Origin of the sequence: Paenibacillus sp. AD87, from assembly GCF_001659845.1 — a bacterium.
Classification (GTDB): domain Bacteria; phylum Bacillota; class Bacilli; order Paenibacillales; family Paenibacillaceae; genus Paenibacillus; species Paenibacillus marchantiae.
In genome coordinates this window covers 4,817,486-4,842,738 of the sequence record NZ_LXQN01000007.1, presented here as the reverse complement: position 1 = coordinate 4,842,738, position 25,253 = coordinate 4,817,486, and the positions used below count along the sequence as shown (strand labels likewise).

The 25,253-nt window shown below is 45.3% G+C and carries 24 protein-coding genes and 1 pseudogene; 15 read left to right on the top strand and 10 right to left on the bottom strand.

Annotation, left to right across the window (positions count from 1 at the left end; translation table 11 throughout):
* Positions 1–274 precede the first annotated feature (274 nt).
* The 3 genes from gpAD87_RS21380 to gpAD87_RS21370 form a co-directional block, all read right to left on the bottom strand.
* A complete protein-coding gene (locus gpAD87_RS21380; protein ID WP_064640486.1) occupies positions 275–1,042 on the bottom strand; it encodes a MerR family transcriptional regulator in 768 nt (255 codons plus the stop codon).
* The gene (locus gpAD87_RS21375; RefSeq protein ID WP_064640485.1) at positions 1,017–1,943 is read right to left on the bottom strand and encodes a DUF2268 domain-containing protein; all 927 of its coding nucleotides are present in this window, start codon (positions 1,941–1,943) and stop codon (positions 1,017–1,019) included. Before gpAD87_RS21375 ends, gpAD87_RS21380 begins: the two co-directional genes overlap by 26 nt.
* 201 nt (positions 1,944–2,144) lie before the next feature.
* Positions 2,145–2,609: a hypothetical protein gene (locus gpAD87_RS21370; protein WP_064640484.1), complete on the bottom strand. Its 465-nt coding sequence runs from the start codon at positions 2,607–2,609 to the stop codon at positions 2,145–2,147.
* A 135-nt stretch (positions 2,610–2,744) separates the two neighbouring features.
* Between gpAD87_RS21370 and gpAD87_RS21365 the strand changes: the two genes are divergently transcribed.
* The 6 genes from gpAD87_RS21365 to gpAD87_RS21340 all read left to right on the top strand — a co-directional run bounded on the left by gpAD87_RS21365 (position 2,745) and on the right by gpAD87_RS21340 (position 9,149).
* Complete coding sequence (locus tag gpAD87_RS21365; RefSeq protein WP_064640483.1) at positions 2,745–3,485, top strand: hypothetical protein; 741 nt, start codon at positions 2,745–2,747, stop codon at positions 3,483–3,485.
* Between the two features lie 25 nt (positions 3,486–3,510).
* Positions 3,511–4,278 carry a hypothetical protein gene (locus gpAD87_RS21360; protein ID WP_231952697.1) on the top strand — a complete coding sequence of 256 codons (768 nt, stop codon included), beginning with the start codon at positions 3,511–3,513 and terminating at the stop codon, positions 4,276–4,278.
* A gap of 167 nt (positions 4,279–4,445) precedes the next feature.
* Positions 4,446–5,744 (top strand): galactokinase, encoded by a 1,299-nt coding sequence (locus gpAD87_RS21355; RefSeq protein WP_064640482.1) that lies wholly within the window; start codon positions 4,446–4,448, stop codon positions 5,742–5,744.
* Between the two features lie 191 nt (positions 5,745–5,935).
* Positions 5,936–7,549, top strand: coding sequence for a helix-turn-helix domain-containing protein (locus tag gpAD87_RS21350; protein ID WP_064640481.1), 1,614 nt, complete (start codon positions 5,936–5,938; stop codon positions 7,547–7,549).
* 104 nt (positions 7,550–7,653) lie between these two features.
* On the top strand, positions 7,654–8,685 hold the full coding sequence (locus gpAD87_RS21345) for an ABC transporter substrate-binding protein (protein WP_064640480.1): 1,032 nt from the start codon (positions 7,654–7,656) through the stop codon (positions 8,683–8,685).
* A 182-nt stretch (positions 8,686–8,867) separates the two neighbouring features.
* Complete coding sequence (locus gpAD87_RS21340) at positions 8,868–9,149, top strand: hypothetical protein (protein ID WP_064640479.1); 282 nt, start codon at positions 8,868–8,870, stop codon at positions 9,147–9,149.
* 55 nt (positions 9,150–9,204) lie between these two features.
* Here gpAD87_RS21340 and gpAD87_RS21335 read toward each other — a convergent pair whose 3' ends face one another.
* From gpAD87_RS21335 to gpAD87_RS21325, 3 genes are all read right to left on the bottom strand, one after another.
* Positions 9,205–9,537, bottom strand: coding sequence for a hypothetical protein (locus gpAD87_RS21335; protein WP_064640478.1), 333 nt, complete (start codon positions 9,535–9,537; stop codon positions 9,205–9,207).
* Positions 9,538–10,122: 585 nt separating this feature from the next.
* Positions 10,123–10,650 (bottom strand): hypothetical protein, encoded by a 528-nt coding sequence (locus gpAD87_RS21330; protein ID WP_064640477.1) that lies wholly within the window; start codon positions 10,648–10,650, stop codon positions 10,123–10,125.
* 354 nt (positions 10,651–11,004) lie between these two features.
* Positions 11,005–11,349: a hypothetical protein gene (locus tag gpAD87_RS21325; protein ID WP_063565969.1), complete on the bottom strand. Its 345-nt coding sequence runs from the start codon at positions 11,347–11,349 to the stop codon at positions 11,005–11,007.
* A gap of 81 nt (positions 11,350–11,430) precedes the next feature.
* Here gpAD87_RS21325 and gpAD87_RS21320 point away from each other — a divergent pair, with 81 nt between their 5' ends.
* From gpAD87_RS21320 to gpAD87_RS21305, 4 genes are all read left to right on the top strand, one after another.
* On the top strand, positions 11,431–12,873 hold the full coding sequence (locus gpAD87_RS21320) for a hypothetical protein (RefSeq protein WP_064640476.1): 1,443 nt from the start codon (positions 11,431–11,433) through the stop codon (positions 12,871–12,873).
* A 36-nt stretch (positions 12,874–12,909) separates the two neighbouring features.
* The gene (locus tag gpAD87_RS21315; RefSeq protein WP_064640475.1) at positions 12,910–13,203 is read left to right on the top strand and encodes a WXG100 family type VII secretion target; all 294 of its coding nucleotides are present in this window, start codon (positions 12,910–12,912) and stop codon (positions 13,201–13,203) included.
* A 29-nt stretch (positions 13,204–13,232) separates the two neighbouring features.
* Complete coding sequence (locus gpAD87_RS21310; protein ID WP_064640474.1) at positions 13,233–13,604, top strand: hypothetical protein; 372 nt, start codon at positions 13,233–13,235, stop codon at positions 13,602–13,604.
* A gap of 193 nt (positions 13,605–13,797) precedes the next feature.
* Positions 13,798–14,127, top strand: a complete 330-nt coding sequence (locus gpAD87_RS21305) for a hypothetical protein (RefSeq protein ID WP_064640473.1) — start codon at positions 13,798–13,800, stop codon at positions 14,125–14,127.
* 148 nt (positions 14,128–14,275) lie between these two features.
* Here gpAD87_RS21305 and gpAD87_RS21300 read toward each other — a convergent pair whose 3' ends face one another.
* From gpAD87_RS21300 to gpAD87_RS21290, 4 genes and pseudogenes are all read right to left on the bottom strand, one after another.
* Complete coding sequence (locus gpAD87_RS21300; RefSeq protein WP_064640472.1) at positions 14,276–15,439, bottom strand: Ger(x)C family spore germination protein; 1,164 nt, start codon at positions 15,437–15,439, stop codon at positions 14,276–14,278.
* Positions 15,436–15,855, bottom strand: a complete 420-nt coding sequence (locus tag gpAD87_RS32830) for a spore germination protein (protein WP_269453518.1) — start codon at positions 15,853–15,855, stop codon at positions 15,436–15,438. The genes gpAD87_RS21300 and gpAD87_RS32830 overlap by 4 nt, the downstream gene beginning before the upstream one ends.
* Before the next feature lie 70 nt (positions 15,856–15,925).
* Positions 15,926–16,825 (bottom strand): annotated as a pseudogene (locus gpAD87_RS32825) (spore germination protein); the annotation flags it as partial.
* Between the two features lie 73 nt (positions 16,826–16,898).
* On the bottom strand, positions 16,899–18,035 hold the full coding sequence (locus gpAD87_RS21290; RefSeq protein WP_064640471.1) for a GerAB/ArcD/ProY family transporter: 1,137 nt from the start codon (positions 18,033–18,035) through the stop codon (positions 16,899–16,901).
* 196 nt (positions 18,036–18,231) lie between these two features.
* On the opposite strand from gpAD87_RS21290, the gene gpAD87_RS21285 reads away from it, so the two are divergent.
* The 5 genes from gpAD87_RS21285 to gpAD87_RS21265 all read left to right on the top strand — a co-directional run bounded on the left by gpAD87_RS21285 (position 18,232) and on the right by gpAD87_RS21265 (position 25,244).
* Positions 18,232–19,125, top strand: coding sequence for an NAD(P)-dependent oxidoreductase (locus tag gpAD87_RS21285; protein ID WP_064640470.1), 894 nt, complete (start codon positions 18,232–18,234; stop codon positions 19,123–19,125).
* Between the two features lie 249 nt (positions 19,126–19,374).
* Positions 19,375–20,109 (top strand): nuclease-related domain-containing protein, encoded by a 735-nt coding sequence (locus gpAD87_RS21280; protein ID WP_064640469.1) that lies wholly within the window; start codon positions 19,375–19,377, stop codon positions 20,107–20,109.
* A gap of 337 nt (positions 20,110–20,446) precedes the next feature.
* Entirely contained in the window at positions 20,447–21,346 is a 900-nt protein-coding gene (locus gpAD87_RS21275; protein ID WP_064640468.1) for a hypothetical protein, read from the top strand.
* A gap of 312 nt (positions 21,347–21,658) precedes the next feature.
* Complete coding sequence (locus tag gpAD87_RS21270; RefSeq protein ID WP_064640467.1) at positions 21,659–23,422, top strand: ABC transporter ATP-binding protein; 1,764 nt, start codon at positions 21,659–21,661, stop codon at positions 23,420–23,422.
* On the top strand, positions 23,403–25,244 hold the full coding sequence (locus gpAD87_RS21265) for an ABC transporter ATP-binding protein (protein WP_064640466.1): 1,842 nt from the start codon (positions 23,403–23,405) through the stop codon (positions 25,242–25,244). Before gpAD87_RS21270 ends, gpAD87_RS21265 begins: the two co-directional genes overlap by 20 nt.
* Positions 25,245–25,253: the final 9 nt, after the last annotated feature.

Below are 25,253 nucleotides of genomic sequence, written 5' to 3'. Positions count from 1 at the left end.
GATCTCAAAGAGCATGCGAACCTCGGTACTCTGTTGTTTTTCATGGCCTTTTCGAGTTTTTCTTCTAACGTCATTCAAATCGTTCTGATCATCCAAGAGGGATCACTTCAGATGATATTCTTGTTTTCTTGTTTCTCTGTGTCAGACAGCCCCCGTAACTCTTTTAAGCTCGACAAGTATATGGTTAAACAAAGCCAAGGTGTGGTGGGTGTCAGGAAGAGATGAAAGTAATAGCGGTCGTTTTACCCAACATTTGAAGAAGCACAGGAGAGACTTATATTTCCCCACCCTTCACATAAACCATAATCGCTTCATACAAAAACCTCAAAAAATTCTCATCGCCAAACTGATCAAAATAACCCGAATAGCGGCGATCCGTCGTATAGGTTTCTGCGATACATCTGAGAATCTCAGCATCACAACTCATAAATTGCTCCAGACAACTCTTCCATTCACGCACTAGCGCCTGCACCTCACCAGAAGCAGGAGACAGTTCCTGATGTTTCGCCAATTCCCGAAATACCGTCTCCATGTTGACCGAGAACTGCTGGTAGGCTTTTTCTTGCTCTTCCGCAGAGAGTTGGTTCACATTAGCTTCGAATTCCTGATATTTCTCGGTATCTCCGTAGACGTACCTCGCCTCAGATTCATATTGCTCTTGAATGGACAGAATGGAAGAGTCGTCAAACAGATGAAGATGAGAGATATCCGTCCCATCCACATACTCGTCCAACTGGTCGATGATGGTTTCGAGCTTTTGTTTTCGTTGAACGAGTGTACTGCGATGCTCTCTTAGGATATCTTTTTGTTCTTTCTTGGAGAGTTGCATCATGAGTGCAATGTCTTTTAATGAGAAATCCATTTCTTTGAACAAGAGAATCATCTGCAGATTCCCCAGTGCCTCTTGATCGTAATAGCGATAGCCGTTGTCCTCGACTTTGCTCGGTTTTAATAGATCCGTTTTATCGTAATAATGTAATGCGCGTTTGGTGATACCTGTAATCTGAATGATATCTTTAACGGTGAAATAGGGTGTCTTCATTCCAAAAATCCTTTGTTTCAGCAAGGATAGCACTTGCCGGAGTGATGGTCGCTTCGGTAATCGGTGTACCTGTCTTGTTCAGATAATATTGGATTAAGTGATAACCGCAGGCATAGCCAGCCGCATAGGGCATACCTACAGGAGTGAAATTTTGCATTATGGCAAGTTCATCGCCGTATAGATGCGGATTAATCTGGTCAAAACCGGTGACATGCAGCTGGTCTTTCATCTTTGGTTTGATAATGTTATTCAATGTCTCCATATCCGTTTTGGCTACCCAGGGGCCTAATAACTCTTCTCCATACAGGGATGTCGCAAAGCTCTCGGCCAACCCCTCACTAACAACCATCTCGCCAAGCGTAATCTGTGGATTCCACTGGATATATTGATATCTCACATTATGATTGCATTCATGAGCTAACACGGATTGCATACGAGGTAGAGTATAGCCATTGGGGATCAGGTTCGCAATAATATAACCCGGGATTCCACCATCTCCGCTGATACCTTCGTTCATGGTGAATGAAGGGCTATTCTTGTCGCCTAATAAAATCGTATATAGATATTCGGAGACCGACAGCTCAATCCCGTGCTCTGTAAAGGTAGATAGACACGTATGAACAGCTTCATAACACTGTTGCCAAAATGCTTCAGACGAGATCGCTGCTAACGATTGGTTAATCTCAGGTGTGATATCTGCGGGAGCGATATTCATGAAGTTATTCATCATGATCACGTCGAAACCGTGAGGCTCATGAGAGCGAAACGGGATCTGTTGAATGTTCCATTTGTTCATGAAAGGACCCATCATGTGCTCGCGGTATAACTCCAATTTATCATCGGGTGCAGCCTGGATGATCTTTTCATAAATTTTATCTGAACGCAACGCTGTTATCTTCATCATTAATCTCTCCTTTAGGTGAACTTGAGCCCATTATCAAGTATGACCTTACGTAACAGTCAAGGAGAGGATTTGTGATACGTTTAAGTGCATTAATCGATCCGATTCTAAGATAAGATGTAATAAAACTTTGGCTGCAATCCAGATATCTATGGAGAAAACAACCATAGTTTTTGAACGTTTATAATCGCCTCACACACGTTATCCACGTTTCATTAATCCCCAAACCACATATATGAACAACGCAGCCAATAGAAACGCAGGTACGAAGATAGGTTGTGCCAGGTTGCCAACGGACATTGACATGACCTGTGAACCAACCAAACTGAACGAACCAACCCCAACAAACAAAGCGACATTCCATAAGGCAAAAGGGAGTAATTTTCTTACATTACTTCGGTACCGGGTAATCATCATGATCATCACCAGTGTGAAAAGAACGAGGAACAGCGATTCAGTGATAGACGTCCATCTTCCCAGCTGACTCATTGACTCGATCGCTTGGTCGCTTATGGAACCACCGGAAGTCCACTGTTGTGATTGAGCTATCCGATCCGATTCCAAGGAAACATAAATGCCATAAAATAAAATCATTATTACGAGATACATAAGCATCGCTACGTTTATACGACGTTTATCTGGTTGTTTGTTTAAAATAACGTTCATAGATTCACCTCTTAACCTGAATAGTGGGTTATCTCATGAAAATAACATTGAAACCGATCTGACACCAAAAATGGATATCTTTGTAGTATAATCCATTTGGTTCTGGATCGAAACCATGCACGAAGGAGGAGTGCTATGAAAAAGAAAATGTTCTTTTTGCTACTAGTTATAGTACTCGTTACTTCAGCGGTAATTATGATATGGTTTTCTGGGTTAGAACCTTCCGCATATCAGGTGGAAAATGATAACGATACCAACTCTTCAGGCTTGTATAACAAGGCATCTTCATTACCCAATATCATTGAAATCATGAATGAAGAAGCAACCCTACAATTACCTCTTAACGACGTCCCAGAGTATAAGCGCTACCTGATGAACGAACAGGACTTCCAAACTGAAATAGATCGTACACAATTGGAGGTATTGGAGGTGCCTTCTTCGGAAACATATTCGATGCTGAAGTATGGCTGTGGAACCAAAGCCTGCTCTACCCTTTTGGTGAAAATTGATGGTAGAGAGACCCATAGCTTGCCGATGCCTGAGGGCATTTTACAAGATTATAAACTTTCCTCTGACTATCAGCAGGTGTTAATTCGATATGCTTATGATGAAGGCGGTCTGGTTAAGAGACAAATCCTTGTTGCCGTGGATCTCAAAAAATTAGAAATCATCCCATATGCATCAACTGATTTGGAAGAAGCATTCATGTTGAAACCGACTTGGCCCATCATCTCTTATGAATGGATAGACAATAACCATTTCACGATTGAAACAGCAGCATTAGAAACAAGTGAATATAACGTACTTAAAGACTGGTTTGATTCCAATGATCGTGAAACGAGGAAGGTAACCATTCGGTTAAATTCATTGGATTAATTTTAGCTATTTAGATGAGAGGGGCATGGATTTGAAAAAAGAAATAGCTTCATTGATATTGTTGAGTGCAGTTCTTTTTGGAGGATGCCAATCAGATTCGTTAGTTTCTATACAGCAGGAACGGGTTGTGTCTCCCATCATGCAGGTAACTAAGAAGCCGAAACAAGAAACAAATTCAAAATTGAAATTAATCGGATCTTCTAAGGATGAACAAGTAAAACTTTATGCAATTAAAGAAACGAAAGATGCAATTGAAAGAGTAACTCTAGATATAAATGGGCGCGCAAAAGATTTTGATTGGAGCATTTCTCAACATTCGGGAACGGAGCCGCAGTTATTTTATACCGATCTTACCGGTGATGGTAAGGAAGAGGCTGTAATAATCTTTCAGACTGGCCGAGGGACAGGCTTGGATAACTATGAAATTCATGTCGTTAACTCCGATAACTTATCTGAAATTAAAGTACAGCGTTATGAGGATATTGTTGCTGAGCATATTGAATCGCGTGTTTCTAAAAATGGTGATGGTACATTAGCGATTACAGTGATTTCACAAGGACAAGTAGGTAACTTCAATTATGATTTTGATCCAGCACCAGACTACCATCAAGATGAGCTTGCTTTCGGCGGTGTAGTTATTTATACATTGTATAATCACAAAATTAAATTAAGTCTTCCAGGCTCTATTGGTATATCTCCTACATATGTGTGTGACTTCAATATCACGTATACCTTCGATAAAGCCGACAATGAATTTATTGTTGATCAGATTAAATTTAAACCTATTAAATAAGATAAAATGTCTTCAAAAAGCGCTTACAAACTTTCAATTCTACCCTACCTTTTACGAAACGAAGCTGAGATAATGGGAGAGTAAACGGGCATGAATTAATCCCTATATCGTCCATCTTGCACCCACAATAGAAAAATAAATGCTGCATATCCATAGGAGGATTATCAATGACTACACAACCACTGGAACTGATCCAATCCACTTCAGGCCAAGCGTTGCTTGTCCAAATGTACGGTCAGCAACAACTAGAAGAACAGACAGCACGTTACACAAAGCTCAATGAATCATTCGAACAGTATTTTGGCGTACAAGAGGGCAGCAAATTGTTCAGCGCGGCTGGACGTAGCGAAATTGGTGGCAACCACACGGATCATAATCATGGCAAGGTGCTCGCGGGAAGTATTACGCTGGATACGATTGCGGTGGCTGCGCCAACGACGGATTCTGTGATTACCTTTTATTCAGAAGGCTATGAACAAAAATATGTAATCGATCTCATGGATCTGGCAACGAAGGTGGAAGACGACGGCACTACGGCTTTGATTCGTGGTATGGGTGCGGGATTTGGTAAGTTTGGGTACAATGTAGGCGGCTTCCAGGCGTACATCTCCAGTAATGTGTTCTCAGCATCTGGGTTAAGCTCGTCGGCATCATTCGAGATGCTGATTTGTACGATTCTGAATCATTTTTACAATGAGGGCACATTAGATGTGGTGGTCATGTCCAAGATTGGTCAGTATGCGGAGAACAACTATTGGAATAAACCTTCCGGTCTGCTGGATCAGATGGCTTGTGCCTATGGTGGGCTAATTGCGATTGATTTTGAGAATCCGTCCGAGCCTGTAATTGAGCCTGTACAATGGGATTTCCAACAAAACGGCTACTCATTGGTCATTGTAAACACAGGTGGGAACCACGCGGATCTGACGGAGGATTACGCTGCTGTACCATATGAGATGAGAGCAGTGGCTAAAGCCCTGGGCAGCGAATATGTTCGAGAAATTACGGCAGAGGCGATCTACGCCAATCTCAAGCAGGTACGTGAAGTAGCAGGGGATCGTGCGGTACTGCGTGCACTTCATTTCTTGGAGGAAAACAATCGGGTGGACGGTCAGGTGCAGGCCTTGCGGGAAGGGCGTTTTGCTGATTTCCTGAGTTTGATTACGGCATCCGGGAACTCTTCCTGGAAGTGGCTCCAGAATGTATATCAGAGCGGCTCGGTGAAGGAACAGGAGATTGGTATCGCACTGGCGTTAACTGAAAATTATCTGCAAAAGCTGGGTGATGGCGCTTGCCGTATACACGGCGGTGGATTCGCAGGGGTCATTCTGACGATTCTTCCCAACGAAAAGGTTGAGGATTATATGTCCTGGATGCACGGCATGTTGGATACGCCAATTATTGTGGTTAATGTGCGTGCGCAGGGTGCGGTTTGTTTGAATGAATTGATCAAAAACGTGGGTTAATCTTGTCGTTGTAACACACTGCGTTGTATAACCTGTACAAATAGTATTAAACGGTACATTATAGCGGTTCTCCAACTTGACGCTGGTCATGGAAGAGGATCGCTTTTTGCTGTGTATCATACGAGGGAAGATAGTCGGGTATAGGTTCATGTGATATGCTCGGGTGAATGAAGAATGCGGAGGGAAACACAATGATTAGAGCAATATACGCTTTGCGTGACGCACGTGTAGTCGCTGATTCAGGGACAATATTCCCGGTGCAGCTGCACCTGCCTCATCCCACGCTGATCATTCCCATGACAGAAGTGACGGTTCGATTGAACGAGCGCGAGTATAGTGCGGGAAGTGGGAAGTGTATTTTTTTGCATGCCTCCGAAGCAGAGGTTGCCCTTGAATCGAATGTAGAGGGAAATTTGGTTACGGTCTATGTATTGGTTTTTGAGCGATACCAACTTGTTGAGAAGACAGATACCAGTGTGCATTACGAGTTGTGCCGAGAGCAGTTGCCGGGGGACGGGATTATCAAGTTCGCTCGCCATCTGAACGGATCGCTTGGGGAACTGACCCAGCGTGTATTGCAGTCTGCTGCACCTGAACAGAATCCCCGGGTGAGTTCGCTCTTGAATGATATACTTCATCAGGTATTTGAGCATTGGAGTGATGCAGAAGGCCATTACGTACAGGACATGACGATTAAGCAGATATGTGCCTATATGCAGCAACATGTGGATACGGATCTGAACCGGGCAGCACTTGCCCGAATGACCGGATTTAATGCGAGTTATTTCTCGTCGCTGTTTCGCAAAGAAACGGGATGGAGCTTCGGGGACTATCTGAACCGTCTTCGTCTGGATGAGGCCAAGCGTTTATTGTTTACCACGACCGATTCGCTTCAGGATATTGCATTGCGGACAGGGTTTTCGGATGGTTCATATTTGAGTAAGACCTTCAAGAAGCATGTGCACATTACCCCAAGTGCATTTCGTCAATTGCGGCAAACCGAACAGATTGCGGCTGTGCAATTTGTAGGAGCTTTGCTCAGCATCGGATTGACTCCGATCATGACCACACAAGAAGTTGCAGGTTCATCCTTGCTTCTTGAGGAAGATTTGCAGGATACGGTCATTACGAACAACTCGGAGATGCTGGAGCGCTTAAGAGAGGTGAAGCCTGAACTGATTCTTGCGCCGACGTATTTCTATCATTTTCCGGATGTGTTGAAAGAGATGGAGCAGATTGCTCCGGTTATCATGCTCGATTGGGGCACAATGGACAAACTGGAGGAAGTGAGCCAAGTCGGCCGTCTGTTCGGCAGAGAACAAGAGGCGAAGGAATGGATTTTCCGATACAAGGCAAAGGTGCTTGCAGCCCGAGAGTTGTTGCTGCAATTCATTTTGCCAGACGAGACGGTGGGCATTTATGAACTAAATTATGATCAGCGCTGGCTTATGCCCCATGATAAAGTGAGGTCTGCCTATAATTTGTACCGGGCATTGAGGCTTCATCCGCCTGCACGGATTCAGACCGAGGTGCTGGAACAGGATAGGCCGTTGTTCATTACTGAAGAGGATTTGCCGAATTATACTGCTGACCACATGTTTGTTATTTTGCCTGCGTCTGATTATGGAGAAGATCTGGAGAAGCTGTTATCGCGTCAAATCTGGCGGCGGTTGGTCACGGAGGATGGATGTCGGGTATATCCGCTGATACTGAATGAATTTTGGATGGATGAGGGTGTATCGCTAGAGAAACAACTGGATATTCTGGTGCAACTGCTGACTGCTGGAGCGTGGAGCCAACCATAGTACATGAGACAAAGCCAACGATAACACATCGACGTTCGTTCCGCGGCACCGCTATAATAATGATTGTAATCGGGAATGATAATCATTATTAATTGGAGGGTGTCATGAAGAGAGAGTGGTTTACCATGGTGAAAATGATGTTCCTCGTTCTGTTGGTTGCGATGCTCACTGCTTGTGGTGGTACAACAAGCAACACGGCAGCAACAGGAACCGGGACAAAGACAGAGGCGGCTTCCACAGGAGCAGACGAAGGACAGGCAGATGATGCGGACTCTGCGACCCGAATTATTGATACACCCAACGGAGAATTGGAGATGCCCGTTCATCCCAAGCGAATTGTCGTTGACGGCTACCTTCCCAATCTGCTTGCACTCGGTATGAAGCCGGTGGGCGCAACCAGTTATGAGTTGGAGAACAAAGTGATTCAGGATCAGATTGATGGTATAGGCAACATTGGCGAGCGCTCTTTGGAGAAAATGCTGGATCTGGAACCGGATCTGATCATTACGTGGGTCAATCCGGCAGGTGATGCAAAGGTTATTGAACAATACAATAAAATTGCTCCAACGCTTGTACTTCCGTATAACCATTTCAAGGATACATATGAGAGCATGCGTTACTTCGGTGAACTGTTTGGCAAAGAGGCGGAAGCAGAAGCATGGTTGGCAGATCTGGATCAGATCTCTGCGGATGCACGTGAACAGATTAAACCGTATGTGTCCGCAGAGGATACCTTTGCGCTGATGGGTGTTTTTGTAGCGGACAAGAACTTCTACATCTATGGTGATGGCGGGTATCGGGGCGGGGAAGCCATCTATCAGCATATGAAGCTGAACCCGCCTGCGAAGCAGGCTGCAGAAATGATTGGTAAGGAAACGTACCGCCAGATTTCATATGAAGTGGTTGGCGAGTATGCCGGAGATTTTATTTTCCTGGATCAGGGTGAGATGCTTTCGGAAGTATGGGGCAATAATGAAGGCGTGTGGAAGACGCTCGATGCGGTCAAAAACAATCGGGTGTTCCAGCTTGATCCGGACTTGTTCTGGGGGAACGACCCAATCTCTCTGAAGCTTCAGATTCAGGAGGTTGCGAAGATGATTGTGGAACGAGAACAAGCGAATCAGAAGAATAAATAAGTGTGTTAAACCAAGTCCGGGCTTGCCCGGGCTTTTTGGTGTTTACCTTTTTTCTTTTAGATTTCAAACTTTGCAGGTCATTAACGTGTTGATAGGGTAGCGACTCGAAAAATAGGCAGCGTTGTGGATTGCTATGCGTGGAAGGCTGAGATTTTCATATTTTTTCGTATGGAGGGATTGCGATGACTACACCTGTATTACAGGAGAAGGAAGAGGCGCGTTTGTATAATGAGTTGCGAAGTGCGCTGGAAGAAGTGGAAGAAGGAAATCAGCGGCATAAAATGTTGAAGCATATGAATAGGCAACTTAAGTTTGCCAAGTGGCGGAAAGAACGATTTCACAGGTTTGATCAATACTTCCAGGGTGTAAGGCCAGCAACACTTTGGATCATGTTAGCCACTGGGGCGCTTATGCCAGTAGTGTTGTTCAGCATTTTTATATGGGTATCCTTGTGGGTGGAATGAACAATGGAGCAGCCAAATTTAATAATCTTATATCTTATTCCCAGTGAGAATCGATTTATTTAAGAGGCTTGATATGATCCGGCACTGAACCTGTTCTGACTTCATAGCTATCATAATCTACCATAGCGAATACTTCTTGATCTTTGTCGCCTTTCACATATCCCGTCAATGATACCGTTTGAGATAAGTCAGCCGGAATGAATTTGTGATTTGTGAATTCTACATCAATCCCATAGTTTTCTTTAAAATAAGTGAGACTTGTTTCCTCAGCTTTTTGAAGGATGTCTCTCTGTTCACCCGACATGCATCCGCTTAATACGGTGGAAGTAAAACTGAACCATATAAATAAGAATGCTAATGCAAGATATTTTTTATTGAAAATGTTCACTTCAATACTCCTTGCTGTAGCGTTCGCTACAATGTGCTCGTTCCAAAGCTTTAATTATTCCTTTTAAGTAGTTCTTTGGGAACAATGGCATTCTGGACTTTGAAAGTATCATAATCGATAAGAATTGTAATTTCAGTATCTTTATTTGCTTTGACATATCCGCTTAAACTTATATTGTGGCTAAGATCTTTCGGCATGAACTTATGCTCAGTAAACTTCACTTCTGTACTGTATTCATCTATAAAATACTTTTGTCCAATTTGAGTTGCTTCTTCAATAATCTTGCCTTGGTTTGGTATGGTATTGCATCCTACCAATAAAACAGATATGAGTATAAGTACAATTGATATGAATTGAATTTTTTAAAAAATATTCTTTCTACCTCCTATATATTTAAATCTAACTTTCTATAATACACATTAACTCTTGGATTTGGAAAATAAACAGTGGCACCAAGCTAGGGACTAAAGCATAATCATCATAACTGTTCACAAGACAAAAGTTAGATAGGAATTAGCATTCCCATCTAACTTTTGTCTGTTTTTGGATTTGTATAATGGACATGACTCAAGTCCTCGTTACAGATTAATGTGTTTGGACATCCTTCTTTAAAGTCTGAATCTTCTCTTGCATGTACTGGTGGTAATCGCTAAAACTGCTGATGTGGTGCAAGGAATCGGAATTTTCAGACTGAATCTTAATTTTGCCGTCCTGAGGCAGTTTTTTCATCTCAGCAACCACTTCTTTTGAGCCTTGAATATCTCCAGCCATCTCCTGAATTCGTTGTAACAGCGTTGGATGACCCTCATGTTGCAGCATTTCAGCGAGAGGTCTCATTTCCTCCAGCTTCTGGGTGGATCGTTCAAGGGTGGTTATTACTTTGTCTTCATCCATGCTCGCATTCAGCGAAACCATACGATGAATATGATCCTTTTCCATCCGTTCCAACGCTTCCAGGTGGGAAGCTTCCAGTCGTTTGGGATCGTTCCAGCTTTCGGTTTGAACGGTCTCCTTCTGCTCCGAAGCATGGTTTATATTGGCATTGCCACATCCCCATAACAGAGTAGAGCAAGTTAACACCGTTCCAACGGCGATAATGCTTTTTAACCTCATGTTGTCACTCCTTCAATAATTTCCTGAAGGTAGTATGAGCTTTAATATCCATAATCATGCTTATATTCTTCATTTCTTTCCCAGAAATAAGCATATCTCTGATCAGACTGGTAAGAACGTCCTATAAGCACTCCATATATTTAGCTCATTGAGATTGAAAGTACAGACTTTCTGCTTATTTTTGTAAGCATATGTTTTCGGGTATGTAGATATTGATTTATAATGAATAGATACAAATAAAGGGAATTTGTTGCAAAAAAATTCATCTAACAACTAAAAAAAGATTGGGATGTTTTCTCCCAATCTTATATAACGAAGTGTAAATATATCGGTGTATTTCTTTGCAGATTTTTCTCAGGAAGAAGGTACTTCCTTTTTCGGATTTCGGCTATCTATAAACCAGCCTGGTCCTTCTACACTGAGAACCTCCTTTGTATCATAATTATAGGAAACGGTAATACGTTCATCCTCATGTCCTGGAACATGACCGTAAAGGTATAGGCGTGAATGGATGGAAGGGTCGTCAATATCATGACTTGTTACAATAAAGTCCGCATTGTAGTACTTCTTTATGTACTGAACACTTATTGGTGTAGCTGTTTCTAAAATATTTTGCTTATCTGAGGTAGACATACTTGAACATCCTCCTAATAAAAATAAAAAAATAAGTAAGATCAGAGCTACAGGTTTTATTTTCATAGGGCATTAATTCTCCTTTTATGGAAATAAACTCTAAAGACACTTTAATACAAATTATTATAATAGACAAGGCGGGGTATCATGACATACATAAATGATAAGACCTATTGGACCATTGCAGATGAGGTATACAAACGAGATTTACCATCATCCGGATACAAAAATGAAAATCTTCCAGGTTGGACAATAGTTGAACCCAAGGGGGCCATGCTTCACGATACGAATGGTTCGGGATTTGATGCTTCAGTGTATTACAATGAGGACCACAATCAAGTTATTATTGGTTATAGGGGAACCGAACCGCCTGATCGTCCCAAATGGAGTGTAGTAACCGACTGGGAGACTGATTTAAATGATGTTGTGGGTAATCGAACCAAAAATTTGGAGAAAACTCACAATTACATGGAGCAATATAAGGAAGAGATTTCGGCGCTACCTCTGCATAAACAAATGCCTTTTATTGAAGCTGAATCCAGATACCGGAATAATCAGTTTGTTCAGGCAATGAATCTCTATGACAAAGTGAAGGAAGAGTTCCCGGAAGCTGATATATCAACGACTGGGCACTCGCTGGGAGGGGCGCAGGCAGAATATGTTGCGATTCGTAACGGAATATCTTCAGCGAGTTATAATCCGCCAAGTGTTGTACATTTGCTTCCTGACGATTTGCAAGAGAAGGTTCGCAACGGAGATTATCTGAAAACTAATGTGGCCTATGTCCATCCAGGGGATTCTGTAGGTTCTGGTGTGAAAAGCGCGGAGCAACATGTCGGTGCTACTTACTATATCAATTCGACTTTTGAAGATGCTAATAAATACGAGACAATCCCTATGTTCTTACCGATACCTCGGGAGACGTGGTGGGAACAAAAACTATTTGGTAACAAGTGGTCGTTTGAATTTGTCCGTGTTCCTTCCATATCGGGAGAACAAAGTGTACTATCTAAGTTTTTGGATTCCATGCTAGTTGGCCAGAGAACGCATAGTATGGATCATTTTACTTTCGATGAAAAAGGGAACATAAGTAATATACTGTTTACGATGGATGGGCAACGTGTGGAAGGCCAGCCTAGAGTGGGAAATTATGAAGAAATGATGCGGACGAGAGAAGAGTTTAAGGAAGTGATGACTACGCTTGTTGAGAAGCATGGTTCTACGATGGGAGGGTTTGGCCAACTTGCGGCAGCAGTGCTGGGAATCAGCCCGGCCGGTATGAATAGGCAGGACCCAGCGTACTATGTTGGCGACCGACATGGTAGCACCATTCAGTTAACACCTGAGGAACTTGGACAGGCTGCCCGACAGATGCGGGATAGTCTACATGGTTTTGCCAATGATGCACGCTCCTCAATCCAGATGTTTCAAGCACATATATCAACCAGTGAGAGCCAATCCTTTACTCCTATAGCCTATGATGCTACAGCAACGTTGGAGCGGATTAATCGGTGGTATCAGGAATCAATTACAGAAATCGCAGATTATATTGAAATGAAAAGGCAGGATTTTGTTCTAGCAGATCAATGATAGCTTAGCTTGAATGAACGTACAGGAGGTGTACATATGGGGAGAATATCTATCTCACTGTCAGATTTGAGAAGAGCCATACAGCAGTGTGAACAGTTGCAGCAACGCTTGATTCAACAGGAACAGCAGATGCGAAGCATATATGGAAGGCTGCAAGATTGGAAGGGAGAGTCTGCAGTGAAGTTGTCTGCAAAAATGTCGACTTTTCTTGAAGGGACTACATCCAAATTAGCAGAGTTAGAAGAACACAAAGAGCAATTAAAACGATATATAAGAAAGATGGAAGAGGCAGACCGCGAAGATCGGCGTAAAGCGCCGTCTCCTTATTAATCAGTTTACTTGCCGAGCAAGGAGGTATTATGTTTATCTACCACAATCCGATCTGGCGCTGGACCATTAATCTTTTATATCCTGCCATTATCTTTGTCTTCCATAGCTGGGGACCAATATTGGATTCCTGGGCTGTTCCAATTGTATTTGTCGCATTGTTCTGCTTTCTGTGGAGTGGGGTGAAGGATTTATTCATCTCTACTGGACTGACCTGGTTTGTTGCCATCCCGTGCTGGTGGTACTTCATTGAGCTTCCCAAACCATCGTTTGGCGCAGAGAATTTTGCCGCTCATCTGGTGATGATCGTGCCGCTTTTTATATTTGTGGTGCTACTGCCACAGACCCTGATTTTGACCACACGTATGCGAATAATGGAGTACTATAGGCAGAATGGAAAATAGTCTGATTGGCGGCCGCTGCCTAGTGATGGATACGATAATTTAACATCATTAATGACTTCCTAACCTGTATGGTTGGAGGTCTTTTTATTAATCAGTAAGGAATAAACCATTTATATTTCCATATCCATCCTGTAAAATCTTCTGATAAGGTTATTCAAGTTGGGAGATTACGTTCAGGCAATCAGGAGGGCATATGAGCAAGAGGAAAAATGAGAAGTTATACAATTATTTATTATTATTTTTGATTTTGTATGGAGTTACTTTGTTTATTTGGCCTATGGCTCTTTTTGGACTTGGTATGTCCTTATCGGCACCGTATCCACACACATATGATACTTCCCGTGATCTATTGGTTAAAATTCTTTTCACCTATCCTTTGGGTGTATTATTCGCGATTTTTTATTGTGGGATTAGTTACGAGAACGGGCGATATAAAGCCCCTTACTGGGTCGTTCATGTTCCATTACTTTGGCCTGTTTCATGGATCGTAGTAGAATATTTAGGATTAAAATTTAGCTTTTAAAGAAAAGAGGGTTGCATACATCCCTGGACAACGAAGATTAGATGATCTGACGAATGTTATGAAACGTTTCAACCCCTACACAAAGTAATAGCAGCATCAACCCAAACAATCCCATAGTCCGTTTCATACGGCAGGGGATTTGTTATGGCTACACTTTCCTACGGAATTTTCCCGTATATGGAATGGTAATATGAATGTCCAGCTTCTGAATGGAATCTTCCGTCAGGATCATCTTTGTACCGTTGTTGGACAGCTTGCGCCACAGGCTTGGATTTTTGCGATAAACCTTCTCCTGAAGTCCATAGACATCGACCCCACGCTTCAGACCTTCACGATACGTTTGCAAGATTTGCTCCCGCAATGTCTTCTCGCTGAATCGGACCATCTCGTCATAGGAAACAGGGGTGAGATATTCATACAAGGCGGTCAGGTATTTGGCATCGATGTTGAAATGAACCTCATTCCCACGAATGACGGGTACAATTTTGACGTTGGGCAAACCAACGCTGAGCGCGCCATAGATGGTTCCTTCGTTTTCAATGATCAATGGCGCACGCCGCATATCCTTAAGTAACCAGTGAAATCCAGGAAGCTTGCTATGGGGCAAATATTCAAAGTCATCCCCGGTTCTTTCAAAAAAAGCACCGTCAATCATAAATAGCTCATAATTCTTTTTGTTCTGCGACCAGTGCTCCTTGTTCAAGGTGATGCAAGGCAGATAAGTTGTCGTGGACGCATTGTTATGGGTGGCAATGAGTTTGAAACTGAGCACTGGAGGAAACAGCGATTCTTCCAGGAACGAGGGAAGAGGGTTATGCAGAATGCTATCCAGCGGCGACAAATTGTATATGGACGTGGCACTCAGAATATTTTCCAGTGGATCGCGAGTGCCGTATACCCAGGTTGTGTAACGTGATTCCGGAAAACGTCCAAGCATGTCAAACACTTCCTTAATATGCTTGCTTGTCAGGATACTTTCGGCCATGACAATGGCCGTCACATGGCCCCAGGCAATATGCAGTTGGGAACTTCGAAACAGTTCGTTTACCGCCAGATTCAATGTTTTCCCCGACGCATGTCCAACCCATACAGGTGGAGCTTCCGCAGTTTTGGTTGAACTTTCGCTTTTGGCTACACTGGTAAAGTCCATGCTCTGAACATACATATGGTACAACCCGTCTTTGTAATCGATCCCGATCGCTTTGGCATAATCCACCTGTTGGATCTCATATGCACTCCAGCACCCGCTGGTCACGAAACAAAGAGAGAGACTTAGCAGCCCTAGCAACCATCGTTGTATAAGCCGCTTCATCGCTCATTCCCTTCTTTACGTGGCTCCTGCGTTTCCAGATAGACAGGTCTACGTTTCATCCATCCTTTCGGAAGTTTGAACAAGGAGGCGAGTGCCTGTTTGAAATTAAGCGGACTGAGCGGCGTCAGATAAGGAATGCCGAACGATTTCAGATCGGTCAGATAGATCAGGAACAGGATAATGGACAGAATGAACCCGTAGATGCCAAGGGATGCCCCCAGTACAAAACAGAAAAAACGCAGAATCAGAACAGAACTGGTCATGACCTGATTCACAATCGTTGCGCCGGCCACTACGGTTACGGCAATGACGACAATCATGAGCGGGGAAACCATGCCTGCACGGATGGCCGAATCCCCAATAATCAATCCGCCAACAACGGTCAGCGTCTGACCAATGGCGCTGGGAAGCCTCACACCTGCTTCCCCGGAACAGCTCCATCAGAAGCATAATGAGAAACATTTCTACACCAGACTCCATAGGAAGACCCATGCGCCCAACTGAGATCGTAGCTACAAGCGGAAAGGGTAGCTGGTCCATGTGAAAAGAAGTCAGCGCAATATAGAAACCAGGCAAGAATACGGTTATTAATAGCCCGATAAAACGCAGCATACGGCCCACATTCACCGGAAGGAACGGGAAGCTGGCATCCTCGGGTGATTTGAGAAGCAGAAACAAATTAACGGGTCCGATGATGACGCTGGGATTGCCATCCACGATAATGACGAAACGTCCGTTCAGCAGACATTCCGCCGCAAAATCAGGTCTGCCCGTGTAATGGGTTACCGGAAACAATGTGACTTTGGAAGGGGACAATAATTCCTCCAGTTCATTGGCGGTCATAATGCGCTCGATGTCGATTTTGCGCAGCTGATTCTTGACATCATCAATCAGTTCGGGATTGGCAATGTCCTTAATATACATCAGGGCGACTTTGGTCACGGAGCGAGAACCGATTAATTCAATGTTACAGGCTAATTCAGCTGTACGCAGGCGTGTACGAATTAAGGCAATATTGACTGACAGACGTTCGATAAAGCCATCTCGTGACCCGCGGATGGATACTTCTGTAGTGGATTCATCCGGCGATCGTGTAGGTATGTTGGATATATCCATGCTCCACATCTTCTGGATAGAAGGAATGCAGATGAGCATATGTCCCTCAAACACCCGCAGGGACATGAGTTCCTTTCCCAGTGGGTTGTTCTGTATGTCTATACTTGTCCATTGCAAGGTAATGGACTTCTCAATATCCGATGCACGAACAAAGTGAGTACTCTCGTACGTTCGCGTCAATTCGGGAAGAATAATATCATATATGGATTTGCTGTCGACCATACCGCTGCAATACACAATGACAATCTGCTGCGGAGACTCCCCAATCATATGGCTGCTGATGATCACATCGTCTGAACCTGCAAAAAACGTCGTCAGATTATGCTCATTGATTCGGAATGGTTCAGCCAGATGGGGGTTCTTCTTTGGTGTGGTTGTGAGCGGCATGAGCGGGAGCCTCCTTATCTTTTTTGTGTATGAATGCGGCTAGGGTCAACAGGACTGTAACCGTGGATACATAGGCCAGCATCACGGGAAATTGAATATGGTTTACATAATAGTCAACGTAATCAATTCTCCACCACTGTACAGCTATGGCACACATGATGAAGGTGACAATTAGAACGGCAACGTACCTTTTCTTCGGTCTGCGAAAATCGAGCAGATCGACGATAAGATAGATGGAGATTGCCACTCTGGCAAATGAACCGCTTAGCCATTGATAGATGGATAGGAAATCCACGTGCTGGAGCAACTTCCCAATGTTCACCAGCTTCCATTGCTCATAGGGGCTATTTCGTTGTTTCGCTGCCTCCTCTGGACCGAACTCTACGATTGCTCCCAGCGTTGGGCCGATCGCCATACTGAGCATGAATAACCCGAGCAGCAGAATATGCCACCAGCGAATTTTGCTTTTAATGTCATGTTGAAACAGCATCAATATCCAAATTTCCATCAGTCCGGCAAGCGAATAGATCATGCCTCTCAGGACGGGACCAGCGCCATATTCCATGATAGGAAACAACTGGCCGTAGTCCTTATATTTCATGTTGGCTGACATCACGAAATATCCAAGCAGGATCACAAATGGAAGCAGAAGACTTGAAGTCATGGCAATGGAACGGATACCTTTGGCAGCCGCCCAGGCAGCAACCAGTGCTCCCACGCCTGCGAGCACATAGGGTGGGGTGAATTGCAGATAAGTGGATACCGTCCAGTTCGTTGTTTCATATAAGGTATGTGATCCAAGTGCAAGCAGCATAAGTGAGGCAGTGATACGGAAAATCCATGAAGGAACTGCACCAAATTCCCGCGTGATCCAGTCAGTCAAACGCTGCCCGCGTACCCGTCGGATAATAACGAACATCATGCATAGGAACAACATAAAGAAAGGAGCAGCAGCGACTACCGATAGCCAGCCATCTCTGCCTGCATAATCCAGAATCGCCGGAATGGACAGAACATGGCACACAAGGCCTGCACTTAACAAAATGATGGAAAAGGACAGCCATATCGTGATTTCTCCCTTTTCACGGCTCATGGGAATCCTCCTTTCCGTTCAAGGAAGTTTCCGTTAGGTTGTACAGGAAATGGATTTTCGATTCCTATTTTATTTTTTTGAACAATAGAAGACGAAACAAGATAGACGGAAGAGACAGAAAGCATTAACATACAGATATAGCAAGTTTAGAAGACAAGCTCCAAACGAAGTATAGAGAAATAGGAGGAAACCTACGATGACAAATACAACGAAGGCACCTGGAGAGACGAAAGTTGGCTTTATCGGTACAGGCGTTATGGGCAAAAGCATGGCAGGGCACATCCAGCAGGCAGGCTATCCGCTGCATGTCTATACGCGCACGGCCGCCAAAGCGGAAGCGTTGGTGAAGGAAGGTGCCGTATGGCATGACACACCAGGCAAACTGGCAGCCGAGTGTGATGTCATCATCACGATGGTGGGGTATCCGAAGGATGTTGAGGAGATTTATCTTGGTGAGGATGGTCTCGTGGCAAACGCCAAACCGGGCTCGTACCTGATTGATATGACCACGTCCAGTCCATTGCTGGCTGAACGGATCTATGAAGCCGCGGAGGCTAATGGACTGCATGCATTGGATGCACCGGTTTCCGGTGGGGATATCGGAGCAAGGGATGCCAAACTTTCCATTATGGTAGGTGGTAGTACGGAGGCCTTTGAAGCGGTTCGTCCGTTGTTCGAGCAAATGGGCACCAATATTGTGCTGCAAGGCAAGGCCGGAGCAGGACAGCATACCAAAATGTGCAACCAGATCGCCATTGCTTCAGGCATGATGGGTGTATGCGAGGCACTGGCTTATGCCAAGACATCCGGTCTGGACGCGGAGAATGTGCTGAAGAGCATCGCTACCGGTGCAGCCGGAAGCTGGTCACTTAGCAATCTAGGTCCGCGCATGATCGCAGGCGATTATGAGCCTGGATTCTATGTGAAACATTTTATCAAAGACATGGGTATCGCTCTCGAATCTGCCAAAGCCATGGGTATGAAGACGCCAGGGTTGGCCTTGGCTGAATCCTTGTATCAGGAAATATCCAGCAACGGTCTGGATGAGAAGGGTACACAGGTGCTTTACACATATTATTTGCAGGCTTAATCGTCACACCCAAGATACAGCGTGTTCTTTTTCTTCAATAGAAAGGAAAGGAATACGCTGTTTTTATAAGATCCCCTTCTCTCATGCGTCTAAAGTCACAGTATTGGTTGAAGAATCGTATATACTTTAGTTGAACAATGGATTTTTGGTCCTCTTCCCTTTATTTTTGCCCCTCTTTATCCGACATAAGTAATAGAAGTATACATAATGGATGTGCGAAACCCACACTACATAGAACGGAGCTTGCCCATGTTCAAAAAAATCCTGTCTCTGTTCAAGTCACAGCCAGAGCTCGCGAACCAGATATCAGCTTCCGCTTCATCTTTACCGTCAACGGCCCCCATTCCCACGCGTATGGTCCGCAGTAGACGCAAAAAAACGAAATCAGATGGAGATTGGACCCGTCAGCCAGAGGAACCAAGCACTGCCCAGCAGCTGCATGCTCTTCCGGGTGAATACAAAGTGCTGAACGACTTACTTGTTGCCAATACCAAGTCCCGCTCGGGTTACTCATCGATTGATCATGTCGTCATCGGTCCGCGGGGAATCTTCGTGATTGAGACACGAAACCTGACGACGGGTGAGATTCGTGGCGGCCGAAGAGAGGCCAACTGGACAGTCAGCAGCAGCCGAATCAAGATGTATAACCCACTCATGCAACACCGAGGGCATGTGGAGGCCATTCAGGCACACCTCGGCGATTATAAACGGGTTCGTCTCGTCTCCATGGTGACCTTTACCAATCGCTGCCGGATCAGCGTTGATCCAGCTGTGCGGTATGTCAATTCGGATGAACTGATTATCTATGATCATGAATTGGTGGAGACCATTCTGCGCAAAACGGAAAGGCTTGAGACCGAAGTCCCCGAAACGTTGTATAAGGAACAGGATATTCAGGCGATCTACAACATGCTGTCCGCAGTCAATTCCACGGATCCCCAGATTCGGGCTGACCATATGGAAAAGGCTAAAGGCATTAAATAAGAGGAATCTGAACCTGTTACATCATCCATGCGCGATGAATTGAAACGAATAATGCAACATAGCCAGTCATACTTATCAACACGGTTGTCCTTCATGGATGACCGTGTTTTTTGTTCTCTCCGTAATTGAGAATAGGACAGGCAGAAATGCAGCATGAGCATGCAGGCACATTGTCTTATACACCCAGTATTTAACTTATGATAAAATAAAGACCAGATTTCATAGTGATCTATCTATGTTATCCGAAAGGATATTTATGGAGTGAACTGTTCATGGATTGAAGTAGAGGTGGATGTAATACAGGTACATACATAAGATAAGGGGAAGATTATACGATATGAGATGGAATCATAGAATCAAAATGTTTACGGCCATTTTCAGCTTGGTTGCCGTTCTGACCGCATGTGGCGGTGGGGCGAAGGAAGCAACAACGAAGGAGCCAACCCAGGATGCTGGTACAGTAGCAACAGCGACCAATAGCTCGGACACATCGACGACTGACTCGTCGGCAGCAGATACGAATGCAGAAGACTTTGCGGACACCCCCTCAACTTCCGATACAACAGGGGCTTCATCTGAAGAAGGCAAGATCGGAGTGGACTCTACACTGGAGGAATTGAAGCAGCAGTATGCAGACAAGCTTGGCTATATCCGTGTCCCGCTTAACGATCATCCGGTACGCAGGGTAAGTGAAGAAGGCTCCAAAAATATTAATATCGCCAACTACAGTGATGCGGTAGTGATTATGAACACAGGAATTCCCATCCATTCCGATTCACAGCGTTTGATCGATGATGCCTTTCCTTTTTTCACAACCGTTCAGGCACCAGAAGTCTCCTATGTGTCATGGGAAGAAGCAACCAATCTGGAGCGTGCCATGGTGAAGACGTTGTTTATCTCTCGTCAGGCGCTGCTACTTACGGAGGATGCCATGAAGAACAAGGATTACACCAGTCAGTCCTTTACGGACTCGATGGAATTTTTCAAGAATGCAGCGGAGTTTGACTCCATGGCACCTGTCGCGCAGCATACGTATGACATCACATTAACGAAACTTTACGATAAAGCCCGCGAGTCGTGGGCCAAACTGGCTGCAATAGATCCGGAACAGGACGAAGCTGCATTTGCCGAGAAGTATACGGAAGCCAGAACAGAAGCGAATAACGTGATGGGGCTGCTGAATATTTTGCTATCTACCAATGAAGAAGAACGTTTGGAGCAGACATACGGTAAATAAATATGATGTATCGTTGTAAGGGTATGTTTGTGTGAATGGAACATATCAAAAAAATCGTAAACCAAAATCATCGAACCTGGGCAATCTGCCCAGGTTTTTTGTTGCAGATGAATGTTCACTCCAAGTCTATTTCAGGTTAATAATTCAGAAGGAAAGAAGATATTAGCGATTTGAAGGTTCAAAATGCGATATAATAAGCGTATTGGATACGTGAAATTTTACATAGAGTTATGGAAAGAGACTAACGGAGCTGGCTGCGTGAACATACCAAATCGTCACGAAGATTAAACGCTCTGGGCCGGAGGAATGGTTATGATCAAGCTGTTGTACTACTTGAAGAAGTATCGAGTCGCCGCCATCGCAGCACTGGTCATGATGCTGATTGAATTGACGGTCGAATTGGCTCAACCCTATTTGATCTCGAAGATCATTGATAACGGTATCCAGCAAGGAGATCTGTCAGTGGTTTGGCTATGGGGTGGGGTGCTTGTGGGCAGTGCCGTCGTGGCGTTTGCCGCGGGTATTGCGAGTTCTTTTTTTGCGTCACATGCGAGCCTCGGCTTCGGTTACGATCTGCGGGAGAAGCTGTATGATAAAGTGCAAGCGTTCTCTTATGCAGTGTTTAACCGTTTTGCCACATCATCCCTGATTACCCGATTGACCGGGGATGTTACACAGGTGCAGGATACGGTGTTTATGAGTCTGCGATTCATGACGCGTGTGCCGCTGGTGGTGATTGGGAGCATGATTATGGCGGTTGTGGTGAATCCAAAGCTGGGTCTGCTGCTCGTTGTGATGGTGCCTGTGCTGCTCGTGTTTGTTATCTGGATGATCAAAAAGGCAGCGCTGCTGTTCCGCAATGTGCAGCGCAGACTGGATGCCGTTAACGGTGTCATCCAGGAAAATCTGACAGGCATTCGGCTGATCCGTGTCTTCGTCCGGATGGGCCACGAGATTGAACGCTTTGCCGGGTATAGCGGCAAGCTGATGAAAGGCACGATCTCCGCGCTGCGCCTGACGGAGACGACGATGCCATTCATGCTGCTCATGATGAATGGCTGCATCATCGCCGTGCTATGGTTTGGACGACGTGACATCACTACCGGAAGTGCAACCGTGGGTGAAGTGGTCGCCGTCATTAACTATCTGCTTCGCACCATTGGCGCCATGTCTGCACTGTCATGGATTCTGGTGACTTTCTCCAGAGCGAGTGCTTCGGCACAGCGGCTTAATGAAGTGTTTGATACGGAGGAAGTCTCGGAAGCAGGTCAATCGATGGACACAGACCGTACTGCACAAACGGGTAAAGGCAATTCTGTTATCCAGGGTGCAGTTGATTTTCGGGGTGTAGGATTCAGCTATCCGGGCAGTGAAATTACCGTGCTGGAGGACATTACATTCTCAGCCAAACGAGGTGAGCGAATCGCCATCATGGGAGCAACGGGCTCGGGTAAATCCTCACTGGTACAGCTCATTCCAAGGCTCTATACCGAAGATCAAGGTGAGGTTCGTATAGATGGTAATGACGCAGAACGGTTGGAAATAGCCACATTGCGCGGAGCTATCGGTTATGTGCCGCAGGAAGTGGTCCTCTTTACCGGATCGGTACGGGATAACATCGCCTGGGGACGGGAGAACGCAACGCTCGAAGAGATTAAGGAAGCAGCGCGGCGTGCACAGATTCACGAGACCATTGAAAAGCTGCCGAATGGCTACGATACACAGCTGGGTCAGCGGGGAGTCAATCTGTCAGGTGGACAGAAGCAGCGGCTCTCGATTGCTCGTGCATTGATTCGTCGTCCAAGCATCTTGATTCTGGATGACAGTACAAGTGCTCTCGATGTAGCCACGGAAGCAAGGCTGCTGGGTGCACTGGAAGAGTTATCGTGTACAACGTTTATTATCACGCAGAAAATCAGTTCAACCACCTCTGCCGATCTGATTCTGCTGTTGGACGATGGACGTCTGATTGGACAGGGGAAACATGAGGATCTGATGGATTCATCTGAACTGTATCGCCGAATCTATGAATCACAATACGGGGAGGGTACACCACATGTTCAAAGCATTCATTGAACCTTTCCGTCAGCCCCCACCGCCGATTGATCCCGAGACGCTGAAGGCAGGTGGAGGTCGTAAGCCGAAGGCACGGGCGAAGAACTGGTCCGGTACGTTAGGCCGGATCTGGGCGTATCTGGCCCGTCGCAAGGTCAAGCTGACGATGGTGCTGTTGATGGTATTTGCCAGTTCCGCGCTCGCTTTGCTTGGACCTTATATGGTCGGTGTAGCTGTGGATAAATTCATTGATGGAGAAGCAACGAGTTCCAGCTGGACGACATTTTTATTGGGCCTGTTGGCAGTCTATGTTCTCTTCTCCTTGTCGTCATGGCTTCAAAATATCTGGATGATTGAAATTGCACAGGAGACCGTATTCCGCATGCGGTATGATCTGTTCTCCCATCTGCACAAATTGCCGATTCCATTCTTCGGCAAGCGTCAGCAGGGGGAGATCATGAGCCGGGTTACCAACGACATTGAGAATGTCAGCGGTACACTGAACAGCTCGGCCATCCAGATTTTCTCCAGTGTGTTAACACTGATCGGAACGTTTGGCGTGATGCTCTGGTTAAGTCCGCTGCTGACCGTGCTTACATTTATCGTGGTACCGTTGATGGCCATTGGTATGCGCTGGATTACGCGCAGAACCGGGCCGTTGTTCAAACAACGTCAGCGTAATCTCGGCGAACTCAATGGTTACATTGAGGAAACCTTGTCCGGACAGAAGATTATCAAGGCGTTCTCTCAGGAGGAGCGGGTCATTCGCGGCTTTGAGGAACGAAATACGAAAATCCGGTTGTCCGGTTTCTGGGCACAGACCATCTCCGGTTTTATTCCAAAGCTGATGAATGGTCTGAATAACCTTAGTTTTGCAATTGTTGCGGGCATCGGCGGGATCTTGGCGATTCAAGGTTCCGTTACAGTTGGGGTAATTATCATCTTCGTAGAATATGCCCGTCAGTTTACCCGTCCGCTCAACGATCTGGCTAACCAGTGGAATACGTTGCTGTCTGCGATTGCTGGGGCAGAGCGCGTGTTCGAGGTGCTGGATGAGGATGAGGAAGCGAAGGATGAAGGCGCGGCAGTATCCCTTGAAAAGGTGGAGGGAGCCGTTCGCTTCGACAAGGTATCCTTTGGATACGATGAAGGACGCAATATTTTGCATGAAATTAACTTTGAAGCCAAGCCGGGCGAGATGATTGCTCTGGTAGGTCCGACCGGGGCAGGGAAAACAACATTGATTCAGCTGTTATCCCGCTTCTATGATCCTACATCCGGTACACTAACGGTGGATGGACGTGACATTACGACCATTCGGCGCGAGAATTTGCGCTCACATATGGCATTTGTTCTTCAAGATTCATTCCTGTTCCAGGGCACGATTCGGGAAAATATCCGTTTCGGCCGCCTGGATGCGACCGACGAAGAGGTGGAAGCTGCTTCGAGGCTGGCAAATGCGCATTCGTTCATCATACGGATGAAGGATGGGTATGACAAAGTGCTTCAGGCCGACGGAAGTGGCATCAGTCAGGGACAGAAGCAGCTACTTGCGATTGCCCGGGCAATTCTGGCTGATCCATCCATCCTTGTATTGGACGAGGCGACCAGCAGTATCGATACCGTCACGGAGATCAAAATCCAGGAAGGGCTGCAGCGCCTGATGCAAGGCCGCACCAGCTTTGTTATCGCTCACAGGCTGAACACGATCCGCCAAGCCGATCGTATTCTTGTACTGAAGGATGGTCAGCTCTTGGAGCAAGGTTCGCATGATGCATTGCTCGAACAAGGTGGCTTCTACAGCGAACTGTATTACAGCCAGCTGCGGAACAAGGCGCAATAGAATAAAAAA